At 41.8% G+C, this 26881-nt stretch carries 19 protein-coding genes; 13 read left to right on the top strand and 6 right to left on the bottom strand.

Going from position 1 to position 26881, the window contains the following annotated elements; genetic code table 11:
* Positions 1-98 precede the first annotated feature (98 nt).
* The 4 genes from HMPREF9969_RS09050 (at position 99) to HMPREF9969_RS09035 (ending at position 4781) form a co-directional block, all read left to right on the top strand.
* The gene (locus tag HMPREF9969_RS09050; RefSeq protein ID WP_198005087.1) at positions 99-758 is read left to right on the top strand and encodes a hypothetical protein; all 660 of its coding nucleotides are present in this window, start codon (positions 99-101) and stop codon (positions 756-758) included.
* Positions 759-1323: 565 nt separating this feature from the next.
* On the top strand, positions 1324-2001 hold the full coding sequence (locus HMPREF9969_RS09045; RefSeq protein WP_009435440.1) for a succinate dehydrogenase/fumarate reductase cytochrome b subunit: 678 nt from the start codon (positions 1324-1326) through the stop codon (positions 1999-2001).
* A 37-nt stretch (positions 2002-2038) separates the two neighbouring features.
* Positions 2039-4021, top strand: a complete 1983-nt coding sequence (locus HMPREF9969_RS09040; protein ID WP_009435555.1) for a fumarate reductase/succinate dehydrogenase flavoprotein subunit — start codon at positions 2039-2041, stop codon at positions 4019-4021.
* Position 4022: 1 nt separating this feature from the next.
* Positions 4023-4781 (top strand): succinate dehydrogenase/fumarate reductase iron-sulfur subunit, encoded by a 759-nt coding sequence (locus HMPREF9969_RS09035; protein WP_009435456.1) that lies wholly within the window; start codon positions 4023-4025, stop codon positions 4779-4781.
* Positions 4782-5151: 370 nt separating this feature from the next.
* On the opposite strand, the gene HMPREF9969_RS09030 is transcribed toward HMPREF9969_RS09035, so the two are convergent.
* Positions 5152-5970 carry an oxidoreductase gene (locus tag HMPREF9969_RS09030; protein ID WP_009435554.1) on the bottom strand — a complete coding sequence of 273 codons (819 nt, stop codon included), beginning with the start codon at positions 5968-5970 and terminating at the stop codon, positions 5152-5154.
* A 297-nt stretch (positions 5971-6267) separates the two neighbouring features.
* On the opposite strand from HMPREF9969_RS09030, the gene HMPREF9969_RS09025 reads away from it, so the two are divergent.
* The 4 genes from HMPREF9969_RS09025 (at position 6268) to HMPREF9969_RS09010 (ending at position 10406) form a co-directional block, all read left to right on the top strand.
* A complete protein-coding gene (locus tag HMPREF9969_RS09025; protein ID WP_009435441.1) occupies positions 6268-7464 on the top strand; it encodes a serine/threonine-protein kinase in 1197 nt (398 codons plus the stop codon).
* Between the two features lie 142 nt (positions 7465-7606).
* Positions 7607-8338 (top strand): M15 family metallopeptidase, encoded by a 732-nt coding sequence (locus HMPREF9969_RS09020; protein ID WP_009435532.1) that lies wholly within the window; start codon positions 7607-7609, stop codon positions 8336-8338.
* A gap of 127 nt (positions 8339-8465) precedes the next feature.
* A complete protein-coding gene (locus HMPREF9969_RS09015; RefSeq protein WP_009435411.1) occupies positions 8466-9776 on the top strand; it encodes a class I SAM-dependent methyltransferase in 1311 nt (436 codons plus the stop codon).
* The gene (locus tag HMPREF9969_RS09010; RefSeq protein WP_009435526.1) at positions 9777-10406 is read left to right on the top strand and encodes a hypothetical protein; all 630 of its coding nucleotides are present in this window, start codon (positions 9777-9779) and stop codon (positions 10404-10406) included.
* A 208-nt stretch (positions 10407-10614) separates the two neighbouring features.
* On the opposite strand, the gene HMPREF9969_RS09005 is transcribed toward HMPREF9969_RS09010, so the two are convergent.
* The gene (locus tag HMPREF9969_RS09005) at positions 10615-11169 is read right to left on the bottom strand and encodes a DUF3332 domain-containing protein (protein ID WP_009435403.1); all 555 of its coding nucleotides are present in this window, start codon (positions 11167-11169) and stop codon (positions 10615-10617) included.
* Between the two features lie 56 nt (positions 11170-11225).
* Positions 11226-12887, bottom strand: coding sequence for a DUF6377 domain-containing protein (locus tag HMPREF9969_RS09000; protein ID WP_009435553.1), 1662 nt, complete (start codon positions 12885-12887; stop codon positions 11226-11228).
* Positions 12888-13120: 233 nt separating this feature from the next.
* On the opposite strand from HMPREF9969_RS09000, the gene HMPREF9969_RS08995 reads away from it, so the two are divergent.
* From HMPREF9969_RS08995 to HMPREF9969_RS08975, 5 genes are all read left to right on the top strand, one after another.
* On the top strand, positions 13121-15259 hold the full coding sequence (locus tag HMPREF9969_RS08995) for a glycoside hydrolase family 97 protein (RefSeq protein WP_009435507.1): 2139 nt from the start codon (positions 13121-13123) through the stop codon (positions 15257-15259).
* A gap of 235 nt (positions 15260-15494) precedes the next feature.
* On the top strand, positions 15495-17051 hold the full coding sequence (locus tag HMPREF9969_RS08990) for a DUF6377 domain-containing protein (RefSeq protein ID WP_036895601.1): 1557 nt from the start codon (positions 15495-15497) through the stop codon (positions 17049-17051).
* A gap of 787 nt (positions 17052-17838) precedes the next feature.
* Positions 17839-20133, top strand: coding sequence for a leucine-rich repeat domain-containing protein (locus HMPREF9969_RS08985; RefSeq protein ID WP_009435442.1), 2295 nt, complete (start codon positions 17839-17841; stop codon positions 20131-20133).
* Entirely contained in the window at positions 20130-20351 is a 222-nt protein-coding gene (locus tag HMPREF9969_RS08980) for a hypothetical protein (protein ID WP_009435550.1), read from the top strand. Before HMPREF9969_RS08985 ends, HMPREF9969_RS08980 begins: the two co-directional genes overlap by 4 nt.
* 129 nt (positions 20352-20480) lie before the next feature.
* Complete coding sequence (locus HMPREF9969_RS08975) at positions 20481-23819, top strand: glycoside hydrolase family 66 protein (RefSeq protein ID WP_009435518.1); 3339 nt, start codon at positions 20481-20483, stop codon at positions 23817-23819.
* Positions 23820-24040: 221 nt separating this feature from the next.
* On the opposite strand, the gene HMPREF9969_RS08970 is transcribed toward HMPREF9969_RS08975, so the two are convergent.
* The 3 genes from HMPREF9969_RS08970 to HMPREF9969_RS08960 form a co-directional block, all read right to left on the bottom strand.
* Positions 24041-24544 carry a TIGR00730 family Rossman fold protein gene (locus HMPREF9969_RS08970; RefSeq protein ID WP_009435457.1) on the bottom strand — a complete coding sequence of 168 codons (504 nt, stop codon included), beginning with the start codon at positions 24542-24544 and terminating at the stop codon, positions 24041-24043.
* 154 nt (positions 24545-24698) lie between these two features.
* The gene (locus tag HMPREF9969_RS08965; protein WP_009435529.1) at positions 24699-25889 is read right to left on the bottom strand and encodes an FprA family A-type flavoprotein; all 1191 of its coding nucleotides are present in this window, start codon (positions 25887-25889) and stop codon (positions 24699-24701) included.
* Between the two features lie 38 nt (positions 25890-25927).
* Entirely contained in the window at positions 25928-26866 is a 939-nt protein-coding gene (locus HMPREF9969_RS08960; RefSeq protein WP_009435464.1) for a carbohydrate kinase family protein, read from the bottom strand.
* Between the last annotated feature and the right edge of the window lie 15 nt (positions 26867-26881).

Genomic DNA, 26881 nt, shown 5'->3' with positions numbered 1-26881 from the left:
CAACAAAGGAAAGCACAAATGGAAACTTTTATATAGATTTGCAGCAGAGAAGATGAGATACTTCTCACATGTAAACAGACTATTAACGAATAACAGCTATGGCTAGGTTATACTCAGCGATACAGGTGTCTCACATGGAAAAGAGCTATGATAATATTCGTATCATGGTTTTATTGCTGTGGTTATTGTGGGTATCTTTAATGGTAGCACATGCCCAGAAGACATTGGTTTGTGATGGTGCTACACACTTTCCCATACGTGATGTGCTGGTTAAAGTGGATGGTCGTAACCTCGGAATGACCACTTGGCAAGGACTAATCAATCTACCCGATACGTTCCAAACAGCCTCTTTTAGCAAGAAAGGGTATGTCCCCGAGAAATTGTTTAGAGCCGAGATTCTGCGTGATACCGTCTTTCTTTATCCTGCAGAACATTACTTGGATGAGGTTATCGTGACGGGTCGGCAAACTACAGATGGGCGTGCCTTGCTGGAGAAAATGCCGAAACGTGACATCTTAGAAAAGCGTCCGAAGTGTAAGAGAAGCGAGTTTGATATAGGTTTAATGCTCGATAGGAGATACCGAAGAGACAAACAGCACGTGGAGCAACTACGTAAGATTTTCAAGAAGATGGATGGAGTTGAAGACCATGAAGACCCTATTTTAAAGGCTTATAGACAAACGCTATTGGATCAGAGGAACGATTCCATCAAGCAAAGTATGCAACGGAAAGAGGGGACGAGTGAGCCTCCAAAATAGGAGAAGAGCACTTGTTAAAAGGCTAAAAGCACCCTGTTCAATAAGAGGTTACGAATGCTTGGTAGGAAAAATAATCTAAATTTAGTTGGTTTTTAGTCTCTTAATTCTTAGTTTTTAGTTTATTTTCCGTATTAAAGAAGGCTTCTTTGCAAGATAGGGTGTTGTTGTTAAGGAGATAGCTAAGGTTCATCTCTTAGATAGCAGATGGTTGTTATAAAATAATCAAAGTATTTTGTCGGAAAGAAGGAATGGTTGAAAGGAATAAAAACAGCGAAAAGTTAGCTCTGAGAAGAGCTTTTTCTCGTTTTTAATCTATCCTCATTTATTAGGATAGATAGCGTTTCCTTATTTTAAGTCTAAATACTATATATTTTGATGAAATAGCTTTGTTAAATCATTAAAATATAGTACTTTTGCAGCAAAATAGCCCCAGTAGCATACCAACTTTTTGGTATCTCTGAGGGTGAAAGATAGCATTGAGGTGGGAGTTAATTATTATCTTTCTGCCTAATAACCATTAGAAGTAATAATTCTAACAGTTTAAATATTTAAAATCAAAACATTTATGTGGTTAATCAATTCATCTATTGGTAGAAAGGTGATTATGTCCGTGACGGGTATAGCCCTTATTCTATTCATGACGTTCCACTGCTGTATGAATCTTGTAGCGCTCTTCTCAGGTAGTGCCTACAATATGATTTGTGAGCTATTAGGTGCTAACTGGTATGCAGTTGTTGCAACAGTAGGTCTTGGCGCGTTGGCTGTTTGTCACATTGTTTACGCATTCATCCTTACAGCACAGAACCGCCGTGCACGTGGCGACAACCGTTATGCAGTCACAGAAAAGCCTGCAAAGGTGGAGTGGGCAAGCCAGAACATGCTCGTATTGGGTATCATCATCTTGCTTGGAATTGCTCTTCACTTGTTCAACTTCTGGTATAACATGATGTTTGCAGAGCTTGTTGGCATGACAGTAGCACATCACCCAGCTGATGGCTTTGCGTTCATTCAGGACACATTTGCCAATCCTATCTACGTTGTATTGTATGTTATCTGGATTTGCGCATTGTGGTTCCACCTCTCACACGGCTTCTGGAGTGCTATGCAAACAGTAGGTGTCAATGGTAAAGTATGGTTCAATCGCTGGAAGGCAATCGGTCTTGTCTATGTGACATTATTGATGTTGTGCTTCCTTATTGTAGTACTCGCATTCGCTTTCGGATGTGCACCTAGCCTTGCATAGTTAAGTATCTAAATTGAAAACTAAATTCAAAACAATCATGACAAAGATATTAGATTCCAAAATACCAGCAGGTCCTGTAGCCGAGAAGTGGACTAACTACAAGGCACATCAGCGTTTGGTTAACCCAAAGAATAAACTGAAACTGGATGTTATTGTTGTTGGTACCGGTTTGGCTGGTGCCAGTGCTGCTGCTTCTCTAGGTGAGATGGGCTTCAACGTATATAACTTCTGCATCCAAGACTCACCTCGTCGTGCACACTCAATCGCTGCACAAGGTGGTATCAATGCTGCTAAGAACTATCAGAACGATGGTGACTCTGTTTACCGTTTGTTCTATGATACAGTGAAAGGTGGTGACTATCGTGCACGTGAAGCTAACGTTTATCGTTTGGCAGAAGTGTCTAACGACATCATCGACCAGTGCGTTGCTCAGGGCGTGCCATTCGCTCGTGAGTATGGTGGTATGTTGGCTAACCGTTCCTTTGGTGGTGCTCAGGTAAGCCGTACCTTCTATGCTAAGGGACAGACAGGTCAGCAGTTGTTGCTTGGTGCATACTCATCATTAAGCGCACAGATTCAGGCTGGTAAGGTAAAGCTCTATACACGTTATGAGATGGAAGACGTCGTTATCGTTGATGGTCATGCACGTGGTATCATTGCTAAGAACCTCGTAACTGGTAAGCTAGAGCGCTTCACTGCAAACGCAGTTGTTATAGCAACTGGTGGCTATGGTAACACTTACTTCCTTTCAACCAACGCTATGGGTTGTAACTGTACAGCCGCTGTTCAGTGCTATCGTAAGGGTGCTTACATGGCTAACCCATCTTACGTTCAGATTCACCCAACCTGTATTCCTGTACATGGCAACAAGCAGTCTAAGTTGACATTGATGTCAGAGTCTCTGCGTAATGATGGTCGTATCTGGGTTCCTAAGAAGCTCGAAGATGCTAAGGCATTGCAGGCTGGTACAAAGAAGGGCTCTGATATTCCAGAAGAAGACCGCGACTACTACTTGGAGCGTCGCTACCCTGCCTTCGGTAACCTCGTACCTCGTGACGTTGCATCACGTGCTGCTAAGGAGCGTTGCGATAAGGGTTTCGGTGTAAACAACACTGGTTTGGCTGTGTTCTTGGACTTCTCTGAGTCTATCAACCGCCTCGGTATTGATACAATTCTTCAGCGTTATGGTAACCTCTTCGATATGTATGAGGAGATTACAGACGTCAACCCAGGTGAGTTAGCAAATGAGATTAACGGCGTGAAGTACTACAATCCAATGATGATCTTCCCTGCTATCCACTACACAATGGGTGGTATTTGGGTTGACTATGAGCTGATGACAACCGTTCCTGGTCTATTCTCTATTGGTGAGTGTAACTTCTCTGACCACGGAGCTAACCGCCTTGGTGCTTCTGCTTTGATGCAGGGTCTTGCTGATGGTTACTTTGTATTGCCATATACTATTCAGAACTATCTTGCTGATCAGGCACTCTGGGCAAAGGTTCCAACCGATCGTCCTGAGTTTGAAGAGGCTGAGAAGGCTGTCAATGCAGAGATTGATCGCTTGATGAATATCCATGGTAAGCGTTCAGTTGACTCTATCCACAAGGAGTTGGGTCATATTATGTGGGAGTATGTAGGTATGGGTCGTACCAAAGAAGGACTCGAGGAAGGTCTCAAGCAGTTGAAGGCTCTCCGCGAAGAGTTCAACTCTAACCTCTTTATTCCTGGTAAGAAGGAAGGCTTGAACGTTGAGCTTGATAAGGCAATTCACCTCCGTGACTTCATCCTCATGGGTGAGCTCGTAGCTTATGATGCATTGCATCGTGAGGAGAGTTGTGGTGGTCACTTCCGTGAGGAGCACCAGACTGAGGAAGGTGAGGCTAAGCGTGACGACGAAAACTTCTTCTATGTTGGCTGTTGGGAGTATCAGGGCGATGACACCAAGACCCCAGAACTCATCAAGGAACCTCTCGAGTATGAGGCAATCAAGGTACAAACACGTAATTACAAGAACTAAAATGGCAAAGAATATATCATTCACAATTAAGTATTGGAAGCAGAACGGCCCACAAGATCAGGGTCATTTCGATACACATGAGATGAAGAATATCCCAGATGACACCTCTTTCCTTGAGATGCTCGACATCCTTAACGAGGAGTTGATAGAGGCTGGTGATGAACCATTCGTCTTTGATCACGACTGCCGCGAGGGTATCTGCGGTATGTGCTCACTATATATTAATGGTACTCCACATGGTAAGACAGAGCGTGGTGCAACAACTTGTCAGCTCTACATGCGCCGTTTCAACGATGGTGATGTAATCACTGTTGAGCCATGGCGTTCGGCTGGTTTCCCTGTTATCAAGGACTGTATGGTAGACCGCACAGCATTCGATAAGATTATTCAGGCTGGTGGTTACACAACCATCCGCACTGGTCAGGCACAGGATGCAAACGCTATTCTTATCTCTAAGGACAATGCTGATGAGGCTATGGACTGCGCAACATGTATCGGTTGTGGTGCTTGTGTTGCAGCTTGTAAGAATGGTTCTGCTATGCTCTTCGTATCATCTAAGGTGAGTCAGTTGGCTCTCTTGCCACAGGGTAAGCCTGAGGCTGCAAAGCGTGCAAAGGCTATGGTAGCTAAGATGGATGAGGTTGGTTTCGGTAACTGTACCAACACTCGTGCTTGCGAGGCAGTATGTCCTAAGAACGAGAAGATTGCTAACATCGCTCGTTTGAATCGTGAATTCATCAAGGCAAAGTTTGCTGATTAATTCGAAGTAATCGTTAGTAAATCACTAACGCAAACATAATTAAGAGGATATGTCGGGGCTTCCTGGACATATCCTCTTTCGTTATATAATAGGATTGAAACAGCACTGAAACCATCAGATGACGCATTGTCAATGAGTTGTAATGCGCTGTACAATGAGTTGTAACGTTAGTGTACAATGAATTGTAACGTTATTGTACAATGAATTGTCACGCATTGTATAATCAATTGTCACGTATGTGATAATCGATTATCACGTATATGATAATCGAGTATCACACGTATGATACTCAAGTATCATAAGGATGATACTGGGTGAGATAAGCCCATAATGTGGTTTATATAGTATTTATGATGACCTTTACTCCTGCTTAACTTGCGTGCATCATAATGAAATCGAACCAGCGAGTTGGTAATATTGTATGCAGGAAGACGAGGGGTTTCGCACCAAAACCAATGAGATAACGTGCCTTCGGACGACGTGCATTTGTGGCACGACTGATAGCCTTTGCAATTACTTCTGGGCTGCTCATCATGTTGCCACTATACAGCTTCCGCAGACCTTCAGCCACCTTCTTTGCCTGTTCCTCGTATGCTCCCCCCTTTGAGCTCTCCTCTAAGTGGTCGGCAGCAATGAAGCCCCAAGGCGTCTTGATACCACCAGGTTCGATGATAGCAACGTTGATTCCGAATCCTTTTGTCTCCATTCTCAAAGCGTCACTGAATGCTTCAAGGGCATACTTAGTCGCATGATACCATGCACCGAAATAGATAGTCAGACGCCCGCCCATCGAACTGATGTTGATGATAGTACCGCTATGTTGCTTGCGCATGTGGGGTAATACCTTCTTCGTTAACATAGCAACACCAAAGATATTAACGTCGAATTGCTTGCGTGCCTCCGCTATACTAACATCCTCAATGGCACCAAACGAGCCATAGCCAGCATTGTTGACCAATACGTCAATGCGTCCTTCAGCTGCGATAACAGTATCAACAGCTTTATTAACACTCTCTTCTATGGTTACATCCATCTGCAATGTCTTCACACCGAACTGCTTTAGTGCATCCATCTTCTCAACTCTTCGTGCTGCACCATATACAATATGACCTTGCTTCGCAAGCATCTCTGCCGTCTGATAACCTATACCACTACTTGCTCCAGTGAGGATGATTACTTTCTTTTCCATTGCTTAATTATAATTCTGTTAATTATTTGCTACCTAATTGTAGCGCAAAGGTAAGTATTTCATCTAGTATCGCAAAAGGCACATCAGAGTATATCTTGCTAATGAGAAGAGCTGGTAATGATTGGATACAAAATAAGCCGTTGGGTTCTGTCTGATGATGTCCAATATTGCTACTGATGCTTACCAGCTTAACATCTATTTATGCTTAAAAGCCTGTAACTATGCCCTATATCATTTTTTTTTGCTAATTTTGCGCACAGAGATACATATTAAGTTATTTAAGTGCGATAGATATTCATGACAGATAAGAACAATACATCCAACCAGTCTTCATTGACAGCTGAGGCTCCTTTGAAAGCTAGTTACACAGATTACGAGGTTATTCCTTCACACGGATATAGCCTAATTGTGAAATGTCGTAAGGGCGAGCAGACCGTCATCCTCAAAGGTTTAAAGGAAGAGAATAGCAAGCGAACCCTACTAAGAAATGCCTTGAAGCGTGAGTTCAAACAATGTCAACGATTGAACCACACGGGTATTGTGCGTTATCAAGGACTTGTGGAGGTTGACGGCTATGGGCTTTGTATTGAAGAAGAGTTTATTGAAGGTCGCACACTACAGGCTTATCTTAAAGAACAACACACTGACGATGAGAAGATAGTTATTGTAAATCAGATAGCAGATGCGCTCCGTTATGTGCATAACCAGGGTATCGCTCATCGCAACCTCAAGCCTTCTAATATTCTTATCACCGCTCAAGGCAATTACGTGAAGTTGATTGATTTCAGTGTTTTGTCGCTTGATGACGTTAAAGCAACCGCTGATACAACACGCTTCATGGCGCCAGAACTGAAAGACGAAACGATGACTGCCGACGGAACAGCTGATATCTATTCGCTCGGAACGATAATGAAAGTGATGGGGCTAACGCTTGCTTATAGTGATGTGATTAAGCGTTGTTGTGCCTTCAAGCGCAGTGATCGTTATGCAAACATCGATGAGTTCCTAACCGATCTCAATCATGAAGGGTCGTCATTCACCATGCCTACGATAGGTAAAGGCACCGTTATGGTAGCTGTGATTGCGGTGCTTGTGATTGTTCTGGGCATTCTGACATATAATTATGGTGGTGCTTTGCTCAATCAAATGGGCAAGATAGATGTCTCATCTGTCTTTAAGTCGGATGAGGAGACAGCTCCCGAAGATAGCGTAAAGGTCACTTCTCCTAACGAGCAGACCAACGACAGCACCCGTAATACGGCTCCAATGACAGGGAAACTCGCTTTCCTTAACACAATGAAGCCCGCTCTCTATCACGATTTGGATAACATCTTTGATAAGAACTCAGCTGATAAAGCAAAGTTATCGAAGGCAATCAAGAGTTATTATCATGGACTTATTCAAGCCAATGATACACTCGACTCTGAGCAAAGAGCTGAACTCGACCGTGTATTCGGTGACTATGTAAAACAAAAGAAAGCTGCTTTGAAATAAGATATAAACGCTATTTCCACAGTGATAGAAATAACAACAGGGCAAGTTCTATGTATTCCTTCAATCAATCATGGTTGTAAGAAAGCATAGAACCTGCCCTTGTTTTTATTCTTATCAATGGTTTATAAAAGAAAAGAACAGAATGAAGCAAATCTATTACGCACTACTAGCACTATTCCTTTCCACCACTTCTATATATGCACAGAAGCCTGCTACGGATCGTCGCTTGGCTGCTGGTCAATCGATGGAGAGGCAAGGGTTGGTGAATATTAAGCACGTTGTACCCTCAATAAAGGTCGCTTTAATGTATGCACGCACCGATAACTTCTGTAACCGACAGCTCTATCACGACCTTCGTGATGCTTATGTCCTCCCTCGTTGTGCAGAGGCTCTGCGTAAAGCACAAGCCGAATTGAAGCGTCGCAGACCTGACTTGAGTCTGTGTATATTTGATGCTACACGTCCAATGAGCGTTCAGCAGACGATGTGGGATGCCGTGAAGAACACATCCAAATACTTCTATGTGTCTAACCCAGCGCATGGTGGCGGTATGCACAACTATGGAATGGCAGTGGATATCAGTATTTGTAAGGCTTCATGGAACGATGCCACATGGCGTGCGGGAGCCGTGCGTTGCCACATAGACACAATCCCTATGGGGGCGAAAGTTGATTACATGGGGGCTGCAAGTCATATAGATAAGGAACAGGGATTACTTGCTCGGGGCGTTATCTCACGTGAGGCACTTGCCAACCGACGATTACTTCGAGAGGTTATGACCGCTGCTGGCTTCATGCCACTGCGCACAGAATGGTGGCACTTCAACCTTTGTACGAGGGAATGGGCGAAGAGTAACTTGAGAGTGGTTAGGTAGAGAAGCCTCAACAAAAGCCCCAACAAGCCTCACCCCCGCCCCCTCTCCGAATGGAGAGGGGAGTAGATAGTATCATTGGCTATTGTTAGATGGAAAGGGAAAGGTGTATAAGTAAGAACAAAAAGAGATGGTAAAACAGCAAAGGAATACGCTACAACAAGGAGAGTTTCCACTGCCTAAATACGTGCGAGAAGCCCTCGATAAACACAACATACCACTTCCCTCTCCACTTGGAGATGGTACTGGCGTGAGACTCTTAGCTCTTCAAGCGCATAACTATCCTGACATTGATATGCCCTTCTTGCTTAATCAGCTCACAGGATGGCTGAAGGCGCACACCAAGTTGCCCTCATGGGCTGCACAAGAGGATATTATCTATCCGCCACATCTATCTATGGAGCAGTGCTCAAGCGAGCAGACTGCATTGTATAAAGCTAACTTATTAGAGGAACTGAGTGGCTCTCATGCAACTTCTTCACCCACTCGCTTTGTTGATCTCACGGGTGGTTTCGGTGTCGACTTCTCGTTTATTGCACGCAACTTCACCCATGCCACCTACGTAGAACAGCAAGAACAGCTATGCAAAGTGGCACAACATAACTTTAAGGTGTTAGGTTTGAGTCACGTAGAAGTGGTCAACACGGATGGCACGGAATACCTCCATCAAATGCAACCTGCCAATGTTATCTTCCTCGATCCAGCACGTCGTAATGAGCAAGGAGGTAAGACTGTACTGATAGAAGACTGTTCTCCTGACGTGTTGACACTAGAGAAGGAACTCCTAGAGAAGGCAGACACCATTGTTCTGAAGCTCTCGCCAATGCTTGATTGGCACCGAGCTGTAAACGAACTAAACGTTATTAGCAACGTTGTACGTGAGGTTCATATCCTCTCTGTGCGCAATGAATGTAAGGAGTTATTGATTGTTTTGCAGAAAGAAGAGCCCCAGTCAGACACTACAGCAGCCTCAATACCTAAACTCCGCATCGTTTGCATGAATGATAATGAGGTCGTTTCCTATTATGAAGAAGAGACAGCAGGCATCTTACCGAGCATTCTTTCAACCCCACCAACAGCTGGTCAATATCTCTATGAGCCTAATGCTTCACTGATGAAAGCAGGTTGTTTTGCCCTAATCAGTCGTCGTTATGAGGTTTCTGCACTAAGTGCAAATTCTCATTTATTTGTCTCCAATAGTCTTATAGGGCACTTCCCTGGTCGCAGTTTTCGTCTTGTAGCCGTCTCATCATTTAATAAGAAGGAGTTACGTCGCACCTTATCAGCTATCAAGAAAGCTAATCTTGCCGTGCGCAACTTCCCTATGAGCGTTGCAGACTTGCGTAAGAAACTCAAGATAAAAGAAGGAGGAACTGATTATCTCTTCGCTACTACCGATGCAAATAACAATCATCTCTTACTCTTATGTGCGAAGGTGTGAGTGATAAACAACGATGACCTCCTCGCAAAAGATGCTAAGACTTTTGTGAAAGCTACGGCAGTTCCTACTGTTAAAACACAGTTCCTTCTTGTTGTGAAGGTAGGTGAGAACCTCTTTGCCGGTCAGACCGTTCAGGGCAAAAAGGGCTATGGTTATCTAAATGGATCAGTAGTAACAACTAAGAAAGAGGTTGTCTTTACTTCCGATGAAAACCTATTCTTTACATTGGAACAGGCTGCGGGAGGTTACTATATCAAGGATGCTAGTGGTCGTTACTTCTATCAGGATGGTACGCATAAGAACTTTAATGTAGTCAACTCAACCGATAAGGCAACTATATGGACAGTCACTCCAAATGCCGACGGAACATTTGTTATCACAAGTTCTGATGGTCACGTCGTACAGTACTCAACGCAATATAAGTCGTTTGGAGCATATAAACCAGCAAGCTCTGGGAACCTTTCTCCAATGTTATATGTATATGATGCAACAGCAGGAATATCAACTCTTAATGTTGTAAAGAGTGATGATAAAAACGTTTATAACCTACAAGGAGCGCGTATGCCAAAGGATGCGCAGCTCGCACCGGGTATCTATATCCGTGGTGGAAAGAAGTTTGTTGTAAGATAGATCGTCGGTTTTAATTCCCCGTTCTATGCGTATATAAAAAGAGAGAAAGGCGTCTTCTCCATTTAACAAGGGCGTTTCCTTGCATGGAGAAGAGCCTTTCTTTAGTATCAAGAGAGCCTCTCTTGAAAAACCATCTAGCCATCCCTTGAGGGGAAAGTGGCTAATGAATACTATGATAGTGTATGTTGATACAACCGAGACAATCGACTTATCGTCTTGCCATGAAGTATGTTGTACCAGCTTGAGCCTGCTGAACTTCTAACAAACCAGATGCATCTGGCGTTACATCAACAGTCAAGCCATTATTCAAGAAAGCCTTAACAGAACCATTACCATTAAACTGGATCACCTTTTGTTCTTTGCCTTCTGCATTCATATACCACGTGTTCTCTTGCTTATTGTACGTGAAGTAATAGACCTGACCATCGGGTTTTGTGATCTCATAACCATTCTCCAAGTACTTAACAGCGTACATTAAGCCATCGTCACCCTTGATGTTTCGAACCTTACCAACACGATTGGCAACAGGGTTATCACCGGTCCAGAACTCAATAGAGTTGAGTACTAACGTATCCGCAGCACCGCAGAATGCGTATGCAGGAGATATTACTAAGAAGATAATCTCATTGATGAACTTAGACTTAGTGGCGTGTTTATTCCACTGCGCAAGCTTGTTGAACAAGGCAAATGAACCTACACAAGAACTCATGAGGGTAGCTGCAACGAGCAAACTAACCATCGTTTTAATACCTTTTGTTGTCATACTTTTTGTTTTAAAGTGAATATTAATAATGTTGTTAACCTGTTTGTTGTTTCTAATTAGTCGTTTCCAATGACGCTACAAAGTTTTGATACTTCTGCTTCAAAGTTCGTTTTATCGATGGCTTTGGCTTTAAGTGCAGAGCGATAGTTGTATATTGTCTGTGGAGAATAGAACAGTAAATCAGCTATCTCGGCACTCTCTTTCACGCCAAGGCGTATGAGAGCCATGATACGTTGGTCTGTTGTTAGCTCGTTGGAATGGGTGTTTTTTATCTGACAATCCGCTTTTAGTAATGCGTTTAGCTCCTTTGTGAATGTTGGATAGAGGTCTAGAAACGCCTTGTCAAAGCGTGAGAGGAATGTAGAAGCATCCTCTTCGGACAGTCGACCAGATGAGAGTTGACTCAAGAGTTCGCTTGTTTGGTTTGCTTTTATCTTCCTTTTTACCAGCGTCTGTTGCTGTTTTAGTCTTGTAATGTACTTTGCACAAAGGTCAATATATAGCTTTGCCAATCCTTCTCGTTTGCGATTTGTGTCTATTAATAGGGCATTTAGCTTATGTAACTGTGTGTTTAAGCCTTTCTGTCGAGTGTTAAGTTCCGACAAACGATCATTGTTCTTTTGTAATTCTCGCTGTTGTAAACGCAGTCGTTTGGTCTGTTTTACAATATACGTGATGGCTACGAGTAGGAAAATTAGGAGCAATGAGATGGCTATGATAGCAATCATCTGCACCCGATTACGCGTGTTTAATGTCTGTTGATAGCTGTTGACAATGACTGGTAACTTATTAGATATCTCTATAATACGTAGTCGGTTGTTATAGAAACGAGCATCTTCAAGTGACTTCTGAATATACTCCTGTGCTCGATCAATTCGGTTTTTATCATGCTCAAAGATGTACATGGCAAGCGTTTGTAAGGCGTAATTCTCCATCGTACAGTTCTCTGCATCAGCAATACTGGACAATAGAAGATACCTTTCTTGCTGATCCGTTCGCCCTTCATTGGCGTAGCTTCCTGACAAGGCAAAGCATGCCATAGCATAAAATCGTGAGTCAGTGGGTAAGAGGCTAGCTGCTTTTAGATAATGAGAACGTGCTTTCTTGGGGTCATTAAGTACAAACACGCAATATTCCCCATAGTAGTATTCGTAAGTTTTTGCGGTTTCATCGCTATAATCCATTGCTTTAATCAATGCCTGCTTAGCTTTTTCTCTATGCGCAGGAGTGTATGTATGGTCATTACAGAAGTCTGCCCAATAAGTATGAATACGGAAGAGAGAGAGGTAAAAATCGAACTTTTGTGTTCTATCCAGCGCTGTTGTATCCACTAAACTTATTGTTTCTATAGCCTCATTGTATAATCCGCCGATAGAAAGAAGCTCCGCTTTATGAATGACATTGCTGTTATAATAATATGTATTCGCTGTTTCCTTTGCTAAGTCAATGCCTTTGTCGAGGTAAGTCATTGCTGAATCAAATTGGAAAACATAGTACTCTTGATAAAGCAAGTCGTATGTCTGCAATCGTTTTAAGGTCTTTTCTTCTGTGAGAAGTCCTTTTTTTATTCGGTTAATAGTCTCATTTTTCCTTTTAATATGAGCTGTTTGATGACTCAAGAGAAGGTCTAACTGCTCTTGTAAATGTTGTGTGTCATTGTCAGCAAAGAGACCTGTTGGCAATGCTAGTAAGGATATGTATAAAAGTAATTTGCGCATCTTTTAATCTCTTCTGACTGCAAAGATAATACTTTACCATCAATTAAGAGATATCTACTTAATATAATTATTATGTTAATGCAAAGGATTGATTGCTAATGTCTTAAACGATAATACTTCTCAAAGTTGTCTACTTATCAACTACTCAAAGAACCTTTTATTCACTTTTTTAGCTATCTTTGCAAGTAAAGATAATTAAAAATAAAAATCCAATTAATACTTTTAACAAAACAATGAAGAGATTCAATATTGCCCTTATGGGGCTTTTGATGGGTATGGCAAACCTTGCTTCTGCGCAGACGGTTACGTCTCCTAATGGTAAGATTGCTGTTAAGTTCTCACTTACAGGAAATGGTGTGCCAACTTATGAGATGACTTACAAAGGTAAGGAAGTCGTTAAACCGTCTCATCTTGGTCTAGAACTAGCAAAGGACAAGCACGCTAGTAAGGGGATGGATGAGACTAGTTTGATGGATGGTTTTCAGACAACTAACACAAAGACAACCACCTTTGATGAGACATGGAAACCTGTTTGGGGAGAGACTTCAACGATTCGTAACCATTATAACGAGCTTGAGGTAGACCTTAACCAACCGAGTAGTAAGCGTGACATCATCATTCGTTTCCGCGTTTATGACGATGGAATGGGCTTGCGTTATGAGTTCCCAGAACAGAAAGAACTAAATTACTTCATTATAAAAGAGGAACACACGCAGTTCGCAATGGCTGGTGATCACACTGCATGGTGGCTCCCTGGTGACTATGACACACAAGAGCAAGAGACGCAGGAGAGCAAGCTCTCTGAGATACGCTCACGTTTTCATGATGCTGTGAATTGGAGTAACTCTTCTGTAGGAGTGTTCTCTGAAACGGGTGTTCAGACCTCTTTACAGATGAAGTCAAACGATGGTCTCTACATTAATATACATGAGGCTGCATGTGAGAACTATGCTACGATGCACCTTAACTTGGATGATAAGAACATGGTGTTTGAGTCTTGGTTGACTCCAGATGCAACTGGTTTGAAAGGCTTCATGCAGACACCTTGCACAACACCTTGGCGTACGGTCATGGTGAGCGATGATGCTCGTGATATGTTAGCAAGCAACTTGATTCTCAATCTCAATGAACCATGTAAGATTGAAGATACCTCTTGGATTCATCCAACTAAGTACTGCGGTGTATGGTGGGAAATGATAGCTGGTGGTAAGTCATGGGCTTACACCGATGATTTCAACTCTGTTAAGCTCGGTCAAACAGACTATGCTCATGCCAAACCAAATGGTCATCACCCTGCAAACACAGCCAACGTGAAGAAGTATATAGACTTTGCTGCAGCGAACGGATTGGACCAAGTGTTGGTAGAAGGCTGGAACATCGGTTGGGAAGACTGGTTCGGACACTGGAAACAAGATGTGTTTGATTTCGTAACTCCCTATCCAGACTTTGATATCAAGGCTCTTAACGAGTACGCCCATTCGAAGGGTGTGAAGCTGATGATGCACCATGAGACCTCTTCAAGTGCTCTTAACTATGAGAGACACCTAGAGGATGCATTCAACCTAATGAATAAGTACGGTTATGATGCAGTAAAGACTGGATATGTCGGAGACATCATTCCACGTGGTGACCATCACTATTCTCAGTCAATGAACAACCACTACATGCACGTAATTAAGGAGGCGGCAAAGCATCATATCATGGTGAATGCACATGAGGCAACGCGCCCTACAGGTCTTTGTCGTACTTATCCAAACATGGTGGGCAATGAGTCTGCACGTGGAACAGAGTACGAAGCGTTCGGAGGAAGCGACCCTAACCACACTGTTATATTGCCTTTCACACGCTTACAAGGCGGTCCTATGGATTACACTCCTGGTATCTTAGAGACTCAACTGTCTACTTGGTGCAGCAACAAGAGCTGGGTTCACACCACACTCGTTGGTCAGCTCGCTCTTTACCTAACCATGTATAGCCCATTGCAGATGGCTGCCGACCTTCCTGAGAACTATCAGAAGTACAACGATGCATTCCAGTTTATTAAGGATGTAGCCGTTGACTGGGACGATAGTCGTTATCTTGAGGCAGAACCAGCACGCTATATTACAGTTGCAAGAAAGGCTAAAGGCACCAATAACTGGTTCATCGGAGGTAAGACGGGACTTGCTGCTCATACTAGCAACATCAAGTTAGACTTCCTAGACAAGGGTCGCAAATATGAAGCAACCATCTATGCTGATGCTAAGGATGCCGATTATGAGAAGAATCCAAAGGCATATACTATCACAAAGCGTAACGTTAAGAAGGGTGATGTTCTTAAGTTACAAGAGGCTCGCGGAGGTGGTTTTGCCATCAGTATCAAGGCTCTTTAAGGAGGGTGAATACACATTGATGTGTAATTAAATAATAGCAAGTCGCATGACTTATGCAGTTTTCTTGGAACTGACTTCATGCTGACATAAGTGTTGCGACTTGCCTTTTTCTCCCCTTTCTGATAGACTAATTCTCATAAAAAAGCAAACTTTTTTAACCCAAACATACTAAATACTCGAATGCTACGTATATATATTAATGAGAGATTTTAAGCCCAAATTAATCGTGATGAGAATGAGAAGAATCTTTATCTTAGGTGCATTCTTATGTGTTACCTCGCTTATGAAAGCACAGTTGTATGCGCCTACACTAGATGACCTTGATAAGGTTCTTGCTGCTTCGGGACAGTATGATAAGCAGTTTGAACATAATATTGAGAAGGTCAAAAAGCAATTTCATGCTGCCAAAACAAAGCAGAAAAGATACGAATTGACCGATAAACTCTTCAACTTATACATCTCTTATTCCGTCGACTCAGCCATTGTCTACGCTGAAAAGAAGCTACAACTGGCTAAGCAGATGAACAATAAAAGAGATATAGGGGACGCTAAACTCAATCTTGCCTACCTATTTATAAAAGGTGGACAGCTCAAGGATGCAAGCGACTTAGTCGAATCTATTCAACGAGATGAGCTTGTGCCGAGTCTTTCCTTTTACTATTTTTCAACACGGAAGACGCTCTATGACAACCTTGCCGATGCTGCCTTAACTCCATGGCAACGCAAACAATACACCCAACTAGCTGAAGTTTGCAACGATTCTATCGTTGATCATGGTACAAGAGTGGATATTTGGTCACGTGCAGAGAAGTTTGTTAACCATCATCAAGACGAACAGGCGAAGCAGATTCTACTTGAGGCTTATGCTAAGTTAAAGCCTTATGACAGGCAGATGGGCTTTGTTGCCTACTCATTAGCAGAGATATACAGACGCCAGAAGGAGGTTGATGAACAAAAGAAGTTCCTCATTGCAGCCGCAATCTCCGATATTCACAACTCCGTTAAGGAGTATCTTGCGTTACAGGAATTGGCTACCATTCTCTTTGAAGAGGGCGATAACAAGCGCGCCTACGCCTATATGGGGCGAGCTTTGGACGATGCCGTCTTCTGCAATGCACGTCAACGTACAATCGCAATGGCTGATGTTTGGCCTGTTATTCAGAAGTCGCACGAGCGTGAGAGCGCCTCTCGAACACTTTGGTTAACAATAGGATTGATACTTATCAGTCTGTTGTCTGTATTCCTCATTGTGATGATATTCTATATTAATCGTCGCCTCAAAGAGTTGAAAGAAACACGTAAGCTCCTCTCAACAACCAATGAGCAACTCAAGGAATCGAACCATATTAAGGACGAATACATCACTCGATTCCTTAACCAATGTTCAATGTATATTGATAAACTCGACACTTATCGCAAGCATATCTATCGACTTTTCTCTGCTGGTAAACGTGCTGAACTGATGGAAACACTCAAGTCGCAAGAGTTTGTCGATCGAGAGTTAGAGTCCTTCTATGCTAACTTTGATGAAACGTTCCTTGGGCTTTTCCCAAACTTTGTAGAAGACTTTAATACCTTACTAAAGCCTGATGAACAAATCATACCGAAGCAATCAAGACGTCTATCAACCGACTTGCGTATCTTTGCACTCATACGTCTTGGTGTGAAGGAAAACGAGTTGATCTGTTCGTTCCTGCGTTGTTCCAAGGCTACTGTCTATGCTTATCGCTCGCGTGTGCGCCTTAAATCATTATGTCCTGATAAGTTTGATGAACAGGTGATGAGGCTTTGATCGTATCTAACATTTGATAATTCAGATAATCGCCACAGCTCTTGTTATATGTAAAAGAGTTGTGGTGATATTCTTTTTATCCCTTTTCATCGATTAATTTAATGGCTCTTAGTCGAATGAAACACGCCCCTTTCTTATAGTGTAAACCATCCGTAATCATCGTGTAAACGCTCATACGTTATAAAAAATAGTCTAATTTTATTAGAAGATTAGTTTGTTTTAAAGTAACTTTTAGACTATTTTCTTGTTTAAAAGAGTATCTTTAGAGATAGAAACGATATTCTTTAGCCATTTTAAATATGCTCTTTCATTATTGTAAATACCACTAGAAGCGTTCTTATAAGCCTTTTCTATAAGCCTTACTTGTCAATTGTTTTTCTTAGAAATATTGTGTTTAACCTGTGAAGAGAGTTTAATATCACATTCATAAAAGTATTTGATTTTAGCTAAAAAACACTTGGTAATAGGTCTAATAACATTATGTTATACTTATAAAATCTGGTTTTTATAAATTGCTAAGTACTTAATAATCAGTTATTATACCCCTTGAAGCATTTGTATTAATACAATAGATATATTTAATATAAGCATATCTTTTTGTAACTTTGCACGTGTAAAAAAAGCGAGAGAACTATTAATGTTATAAAAAGTTGACATGTGATCAAGGGTACAAAGAGGACTATTTTCTAGGATGTAATAATCATTTAAACATTTATTTATCACACGACATCCAGCCAATGCGTGCCTATCAATCACCAAGAAAACTTAAAATTAAAATTTAAAACAAATGAAGAGAAAATTACTTCTGGCGTTGTTTGCAATCATCTCACTAGGATGTTTTGCAGACTCTCAACCAACAGATGCTCAGCGAAGAGACAATCTGTTCGTGTACAATGGTATGCTGTTTAGTATCCAGAAATTCGTGAGTACTACTTCACAGGAAAACGCTGTTGAGTTCTGTGGTTGGACTACTAAGACTGATTTGAGTACTGATGCGAAGAAGGACGAAGCTTTGACTGATGCGCAGTTTAATGCTATTCGTAAGGTAGGAGAGATTACTATTCCTGAAACTGTAACAGCTGCTGTCACTTACAGAGGGGTACTTCAAGGTTCTGCTACTTATAAGGTTACCATGCTTCGTGCTAACCTTTTCCGTGCAGCAGGCTCTGGTGTTACAAGCCAGATAACCAAGATTACAATCCCAAAGACAGTCGAGCACATCGAATCACGTTGTTTTGATGAGTGTGTAAACATGACTGAGTTTGTAATTGAAGGTGCTACTGATGGTACTTCTCAGTTGAAGGAGATTGACTCACATGCATTCTTAAACTGTAAGAAGTTGGCGTCTATCACGCTTCCAAATACAGTAACTTACTTAGGTGATGATGATCCAAACTCTATTGAGGGTGGTGTGTTTGAAGGTTGTGAGTCGCTTACCTCTTTCACATTCCCAAGTAGTTATGCTTCAAGAAACTTGCCAAGTTTCACCTTCAAGGAATGTAAGAACTTAGCAACTATCAATTGGAATGGTTATAATCCAAAGCGTTTAAACAAGAATGCATTCGAGAATTGCGATAAAATCACATGGTCTCAAGTTCCTCAATCTGTAGAGGAGTTAGGCGATAACTGCTTCTATATCTGTGATGATTTGACGTCTGTTGACCTCTCAAGAATCAAGAAGATGGACACAGGTGTGTTCTGGGGGACACCTTTAACATCTGTTGAATGGCCTGCAGCAGTAACTGAAATTCCTGCAAATACATTCTGGGCTTGTGGCCAACTAACAACTATCAAAGGTATTCCTGGGCAGCCAGGTGCATGGGATAACATCACTAAGATTGGTGCAAATGCATTCAATATGTGTGCTGCTTTGACTACTATTAAGTTGCCAGCAGAGCTTAAGACAATTGATGCGCAGGCTTTCCGAAGCTGTGATCATTTAGCTACAGTAGATTATGGTACTAAGGTTGAAACTATCGGTGATGGTGCTTTCTGGTCTACTGGTGCATTGAAGAAGTTCTTCTTCAAGGGTTCTGTTAAGACACTTGGTGCTGATGCTTTCCGAGAGAGTGGACTTACTTGTGTTCACCTCAAAGGTGATATGACTATCGGTAAAGAGGCTTTCATGGGCTGTACAAGCTTGAAGTATGTTGAATTCCCTGCTACATCTTTAACTACTCAGCCATTGACTTATGTGGCAGAAAGCATGTTTGCAGGTTGTACAAGTCTGCCTTTCATCACTCTTCCATCTACTGTAACAGAGATAAAGGCTAACGCTTTCAATGGTTGTTCAAACTTGAATTACGTTAATATCTTGGCTGAAACACCAGCAACATTGACTACTAACGCATTCGATAACACACCAAAGAATATCTATGTAAAGGCAAGTAAGTTGTCTGCTTATCAGGCAAATACTGATTGGAATACACTCAACTTGAAGGATACTTACGAGCAGAGACTCGCTACAAAGTATGCTACTTTCACCCACGACTTCCCTGTAGACTTCGTTGCTGCTAATGGTCGTGATGCTATGGAAGCTTACGTAGGTAAGAGCACATACAAGGTTACGCAGCCAACAAAGATTCAGAAGATATTGAAGATGACAAAGGCTACTTCAATCGCAGCCAACGAAGGTGTTATCCTTGCTGGTACACCTGGTACTACTTACACCTATCGTATCTCAGAGTCAGCTGTTGCTAAGCTCGCTGATAACAAGGTAATGCCTGTTCGCGAAGATACTCTTCTTTATCAGACAGAGACAGATGGTAAGAGTAACTGGACACTACAGTCTGATTATAAGTTGCACTTAACTCAGGACGCAAAGACCATCTACTGTGGTAGAGCTTACGTTCATGAAACCAACGAGCCAGGTGTTCAAGGAGCAAAGTCAGTAGTCTTCGGTTTAAGTCTTGACGATGAAGATGGTAATATGACCAACGATGCTACAGGTATCGAAAGCATTGATGCAGCAGGTAAGGCTGATGAAGACAATGTTTACTATACCATTTCAGGTGTTCGAGTAGTGAACCCAACAGAGAAAGGTGTATATATTAAGAATGGCAAAAAAGTTATTGTACGATGAAAAAGAACTATGTTAGTCCTGTCACAGAACAGGTAGAGATAAAGCTAGAGAAGCATTTGTTAGACTTGTCATTTGATGATACTCCAGCAGATCCAGGTACTGCTCTCGGTAAGAAACATGTATTTGATGACATGGACGATGACTATTCAGATAGAGTGAATGTAACATCAGGTGGTGACGTATATGTGGGTAACCGCAGGTCACTATGGGATGATTAAATATTAGAACTAAATTTATATTGAAAGGGCATTGCCACGTGTCTAGCCTAAAGGGGTTAGTGTGTGGCGATGCTTTTTATATTTAATAAGGTGGTAATTCATCATAGTTTTAATGAGAAAGGATAATTAATGAGATTGAAACGATTACTTTTTTTGTGTACAGCATTACTATCGTTTACAACGTCGTTTGCTGATGATTTTGTGCAAAATAGCATTAAATACACAACTAGTTCGGATAAGACTGTAACGTTGGTGGATGGTAAGTCTACCAGTGGTGACGTTGTAATACCATCCAGTGTAAGGTATGGTAAAAATGATTATGCGGTCACAGTCATTGAACATAACGCTTTCCAGGGGAATAACTCGATTACATCTGTGATTATTCCTAGTTCTGTTAACAGTATTGGTTATAGTGCTTTCAACGCTTGTAAGAACCTTCGTTCCGTAACAGATGCGTCAAGCAATGCTAATATGCAGGGCTATGAATACACTGATTGTACCAATCTTCAATCGGTCACATTGTCAGGTTCCTTACAAACGATTGGTTATCGTTCCTTTGCCAACACTGGGTTAACATCCTTGGTGTTGCCTGCCAATGTGAAAGAGATTGGTGGACAAGCCTTCCAAGATTGCCAACATTTGACACAGGTGCAGTTTGATAGCCGTTTAGAAGTTATCAAGGATCATGCCTTTAAGCAGACGGGACTTATTACTGTGGAGCTTCCTAGTGGTGTTAATGAGATTGGAGAATGGTCGTTTGAAGGTTGTCAAAACTTGAAGAAGGTAACCTTGCCACTTCGAGCAACAGCCTTAGGAACAGGTAGTTTTTTCCATTGTACATCATTGGAATCAGTTGTTATTCCTGGTAATATCACCACTTTCAATGACAATACCTTTAATGGTTGTAGCCGTTTATCGGCTGTTTATTATTTAGGTGATAACCAACCTAGCGTTAATCAATACACTTTTGCGGGTGTTGATAACAAATTTAACTTCTATGTGAAACCATCTGCTTTGGCAAACATAAGGGGTGTTGCTTATATATCAGATAAGGTGAAAGATAGCTTCCCCTATCAACAAAGTAGTAAGTATGCCACCTTCTCACGTGATTTTGCTGTTGATTTCGCTTCTGTGAATGGCTTGAAAGCATATATAGCAAAGGGTGTTGGTGAGAATAACTCAGTCAATTTGCTTCCTATTACGACTGCTGGTGCAGGTACTGGACTAGTTATTGAGGCTACACCAAACACTGTTTATCAACTCCGTTTGGCTGATAATGATACTCACTATGACGACAATGCACTTCATGTAGCAACTAGTGAGATTACCAACAATGCAACGATTCAGCATAAGGCTGACCTTACTTACCTTTCTAACCCAGTTGATTTGACAACTGATAAAGTACGTTATGAGCCTAATAGCACTGTTACCTTCACAACTAAGTATGCTTTCCCAGATGGAGCAAAGGTGCGTTATCTATATGGGAATAAGGTTGTTGCCACTGCAGATATTAGTGGAAAGACTTCATGGACATGGAAGGTTCCTGCTGATAACTTCACTGGTTATCTTGCAGAAGTGTATACTACAGTAGGTACAACTGACAATGTTTATGCAACAATAGGTATTGATGTCTCAACGGAATGGGGTCGTTTCCCACGTTATGGATTTGTTTCTCACTACGATGCAAGCAAGACACTAGATAAGGTAAAGGGAGAGGTTGCTATGCTCAATCGCTATCACATGACAGGTATTCAGTTCTATGATTGGCAATGGCAACACCATATTCTATTCCCTCAAGACTCTACACATTGGAAAGATATTGGTTTGCGTAATGTCTATAAGTCGTCAATAGAGAACTACATCAACCAGTTGCATGGTGTAGGAAGCAAGTGTATGTTCTATGACTTGATATATGGTGTGACTGGAAACATGAATGGTAACACACCTGAAACACCTGACAATCTTGATAAAGACGGCGTTAGCAGTGATTGGGGATGGATTGACTTGCATGAAAAGAAAGGTGGTGGTTACGATCTCCATCAGGTTCAGTATCCTCTTGGTAGTTGGCCGAGCATATACGTAATGAACCCTGGTAATCAGAATTGGGTCAACTATCTTGCAGGTTCTATCAATAAGGTTTATCAGAACTTTGGCTTTGATGGTTATCACATCGACCAGTTGGGTCATCAACGTGATGCTTATTACGTTAACTTGAAGAGTAAGAAAGTGAACGGAAAGAAGGTTTATACTGATGGTGACCGCCGTAACACGAATGACTTTGAGGGCTATTTTGCTAACTTCATCAACCGCATGAAGGCGGATAACCACAATAAGTATCTTGTGATGAACGCTGCTTCAAGCTTCGGAGGACCAAACATTGTGGGTACAAAGAACGTTGAATTTGGTTATAATGAGATGTGGGGAGGTGACGACTACTACTGGAATTATCGCAAGATCATACAGGATAACCGTCGTAACAATGGTAAGAACACCTTTAATACAGTGTTCGCTGCCTATTTGCATTGCCGCAATGGTCGCCCAGGAGAGCTTCGCTTGAGTAGTGCTTTGATGGGAGAAGCTACAATCTTTGCCCTTGGTGGGTCAAGAATAGAGCTTAGTGGAGACCACATGTTGTTCACGGAATACTTCCCAGATGACACTCGTCCAATGTCAAGTAAGCTGCAAAAGTCAATCATTCACTACTATGATTTCCTTACAGCATACGAGAATTACTTGCGAGATAACAATGCGGAAACAACTGTAAGTATGACGATGGATGGCAAGCAAGTGGCAGCTTGGGATCTCTCTAACCCTGATCCAAGTCTAAACGAACATCCAGAGAAGCAGACAATAGGACCTAAGCCTTACATGGTGAACACTTACAGCACCAAGAAGGGGGATGTTACAACAATCCAGTTGTTGAACTATAGCAATGTTTCAAGGGACAACTTTAATATTCGCGACTTGTCAGAAACAATGCCATTGCCTAATGTCTTGAACAATAAGAAGATTGTACTTGACGATGCGCAGCCTGTTGCACGTATTTGGGTTGCTAGCCCTGACCGTCTTGGTGGTGCTCCACAAGAGTTAGACTTCACGCAGAGTAGCGGTAAAGTAACGTTTACCTTACCTTCTTTGGAGTATTGGACAATGGTTGTTGTAGAGCATGGTCAGAAGTCAGTAGACAATAGTTCTCGTATTAAGAACTATGTCTTGAGTGGTGAGAGTTTCTCTTTGGCACAGCAGAATAGCCTTGTTGCGGGTGATGTTTATTTGTCTTTCCCTGCTTCACTTGTGTCAGCAACGACAAACGTAATGCCTTTGAAGATGGTTACAGAAGGTATTAAGAGCCTTACTAATGTGTGTGGCAATAGTTCAGATGACTATTACACGTTATCAGGAATAAAGCTACAAAAGCCTTCGAAAGGTGTTTACATTCATGATGGTAAGACTATTGTTGTGAAGTAAAGTAAACCATTAGATTGATAAATCCCCCTCTTTATTGTGTGAAACAATAGAGAGGGGGACTTTTTATAGTCATTTATTAGAGTGAATTGACGCGCAACTTGAAGTATAATTGACGTGTAAGTTAGAGTACAATGAACCTTTAAGTTAAAGTACAACTAAGCTTTAAGTTAAAGTAGGATCGTCGTTTAACTTAAAGTATAATGATCGTCTAATAATGGTTCTTAAAAGTCTTTTATCTCGATGAAATCGTGATAATTTCCACGAATCATATTACGCTTTTGTAAGTCGTCTAATAGTGCGATAAGGCTATTCCAAAAGCCTTTCATGTTATAGAGCACAACCTTCTTCTGATGATAGCCGATAGTGTTTGAGGCTATAATAGTGAAGACTTCATCGAGAGTACCTACTCCTCCTGGTAGTGCATAGAACACATCTGCACGCTCCATCATGATAGCCTTGCGGTCAGTGAGGTCTTCACAAGGGATTTCCACATCAACGTAATCACTCATTCTGCGCCCTTCCTCCATGATACGTGGGATGACGCCGATGGTTCGCCCACCTGCTTCATGAACGGACTTACCGATACATTCCATCAGACCAGAGTTCCCCCCGCCATATACTAAGGTGTGCCCATTCTCGCCAATCCATCTTCCCAACGTCTCAGTTAAGTGAAAGTAGTCTGGGTCGATATTGTTATTTGCGGAACAAAATACTGCTATTTCCATCTAATTACCTATGTTTGTTTGTGTACAAAGATACTAAAAAAACATGAATCGAGTGTGTTATATCAATGTTGCCTTCGTCTTTTATTCTATTAAAAAAAGGTTCGCTAAGTGTGATTAGCGAACCTCTTATAAGATCAATGGATGAGTATCAGTTTTATTCAGCCAATAGCTTAGCAGCCATCTCACGTCCTAAGCGAGCACATTCAGCCTTGATTTCTGGTGTGAGAGCCTGCTTCATCTCAACAGGTTCGCCCACCTTCTCGAAGTGGAGATGATTCTCATTCCATTCCCCGATAGCAGCAACCGCCTTTGAAGCCCATGAGTAAGAGCCGAACCAACCGATGTAATGGTTCTTAATGTCACGATTGGCAACCTCTTGGAGTAGTACGTCCATCTCGTGATAAAGCCCTGCATTGTAAGTAGGAGCACCCACGATGAGACCACGGAAGCGGAAGATATCTTGAAGAATGTAGCTGTGGTGCGTCTTTGATACATTATAAAGACGAATGTCCTTAACGCCTGCTAAAGATGCTGCACGTGCTATTTGTTCTGCCATTCGTTCGGTATTCCCATACATTGTACCATAGCAGATGACCAAACCAGGGTCTGTTTCATACTTTGACATGCGGTCATATAAACTGATAACTTTATCTACATACTTATGCCAAACAGGTCCATGTGTAGAGCAGATATAGTCTATGTGAATACCAGCGAGCTTCTTCAAAGCATTCTGAACAGGTGTTCCATACTTTCCAACGATGTTTGAGTAATAGCGAACCATCTCTAACCAGCACCAGTCGGTATCAATCTCTTGATCGATGAAACCGCCATTTAATGCACCAAAACAGCCGAAAGCATCGCCTGTAAAGAGGTGAGATACCTCACCTTTACATAATGTCATCATTGTTTCTGGCCAGTGAACCATAGGTGTCATAAAGAACTGTAAGGTGTGAGCTCCTAGTGAGATTTCCTCTTCGTTCTTAACTTCTATGGTGTTATCTTTGATTCCATAGAAGCCAGACATCATGTCGAAGGTCTTCTTGTTACCAATGACTTGCACGTTAGGATAGTATTTCTTCAATAGAGCTAACGATCCAGAGTGGTCAGGCTCCATGTGATTAATGACGAGATAGTCAATCTGTCGGTCGCCCAAAACCTCTCGGAGCTTTTCAATGAACTGTACGAAGAAGTCTACCTCAACGGTATCAATAAGGCAAACCTTCTCATCGTCGATGAGATAAGAGTTGTAACTAACACCATAAGGCAACGGCCACAAGCCCTCAAAGAGAGCTTTGTTCCGATCGTTAACGCCTACGTAATAAACTTTATTGGCAATTTCTATCATTTTTATATCATGTTTAGTGTGGTCTGTTCGGGTGTGTTTTAGGAGTGAGAGAGCTTCATTTTCTCCCCAAACTCCTTGCTTACATAGTTGAAGATGTCCTTACAACAATCAGCAGAGAAGGCTAAGGCACATTCAATCACCTTGTCCCATTGTTCTTCCGTTAAGCCCCTTTCGAGGTCAGCACGTGTAATACCATGTTTCAAGATACCGAATATAATACCTGCATTGAAGTTATCTCCAGCCCCGATGGTACTAACAACATTCGTGTTAAGAACAGCGTATGACTTCTTAAAATCACGTCCTCCACGTATCTCTACAGGTTGACTTCCGTGTGTATAAACAAATTGTTTGCAATAGAAAGAAATCTCTGCATTGTACACCTTATCGGCTTCCTCCTTTTTATAAAGGGTTGCAAAATCCTCATGACTACCCCGAACAATGTCAGCATAATCGAGGTTCTCTATCAGATTAGGTGTTATCTTGATGACCTCATCCTTATGTGCTAGTCGGAAGTTAACGTCATAATAGATGATAGCTCCACGTGAACGAGCATAATCAAGAAGTCCCATTACTTGTGGACGTATAACTGGATTCACCGCATAATACGATCCAAAAAGTACGATGTCATTGGATTGTATATCTGGATAAGTAAACTCTAGTTGGTCATGAGGGTGGTCTTTATAAAAGATGTATTCAGCATCATTGTTCTTATCAAGGAATGCCAATGATACAGGAGACTTCGAGTCAGGGAATATACTGACGTTGTCAGCATTCACACCATTGTCTTGTAAGAACTTAATGATGTATTCTCCAACATGGTCATTACCTGCTTCTGAAATGAACGTGACGTCCACTCCACACCGACCCAATGAAGTGATAGCATTGAAGGTAGAGCCACCTGGCACTGCTTCCACTGGTTTATTATCCTTGAAGATGATGTCTAAGACTGTTTCACCTATACCTATTACTTTCCGCATTTGATTGTGAATTAC

The organism is Prevotella sp. oral taxon 306 str. F0472 (genome assembly GCF_000257925.1).
Classification (GTDB): Bacteria; Bacteroidota; Bacteroidia; order Bacteroidales; family Bacteroidaceae; genus Prevotella; species Prevotella vespertina.
This window is presented reverse-complemented; position numbering and strand designations above follow the sequence as displayed.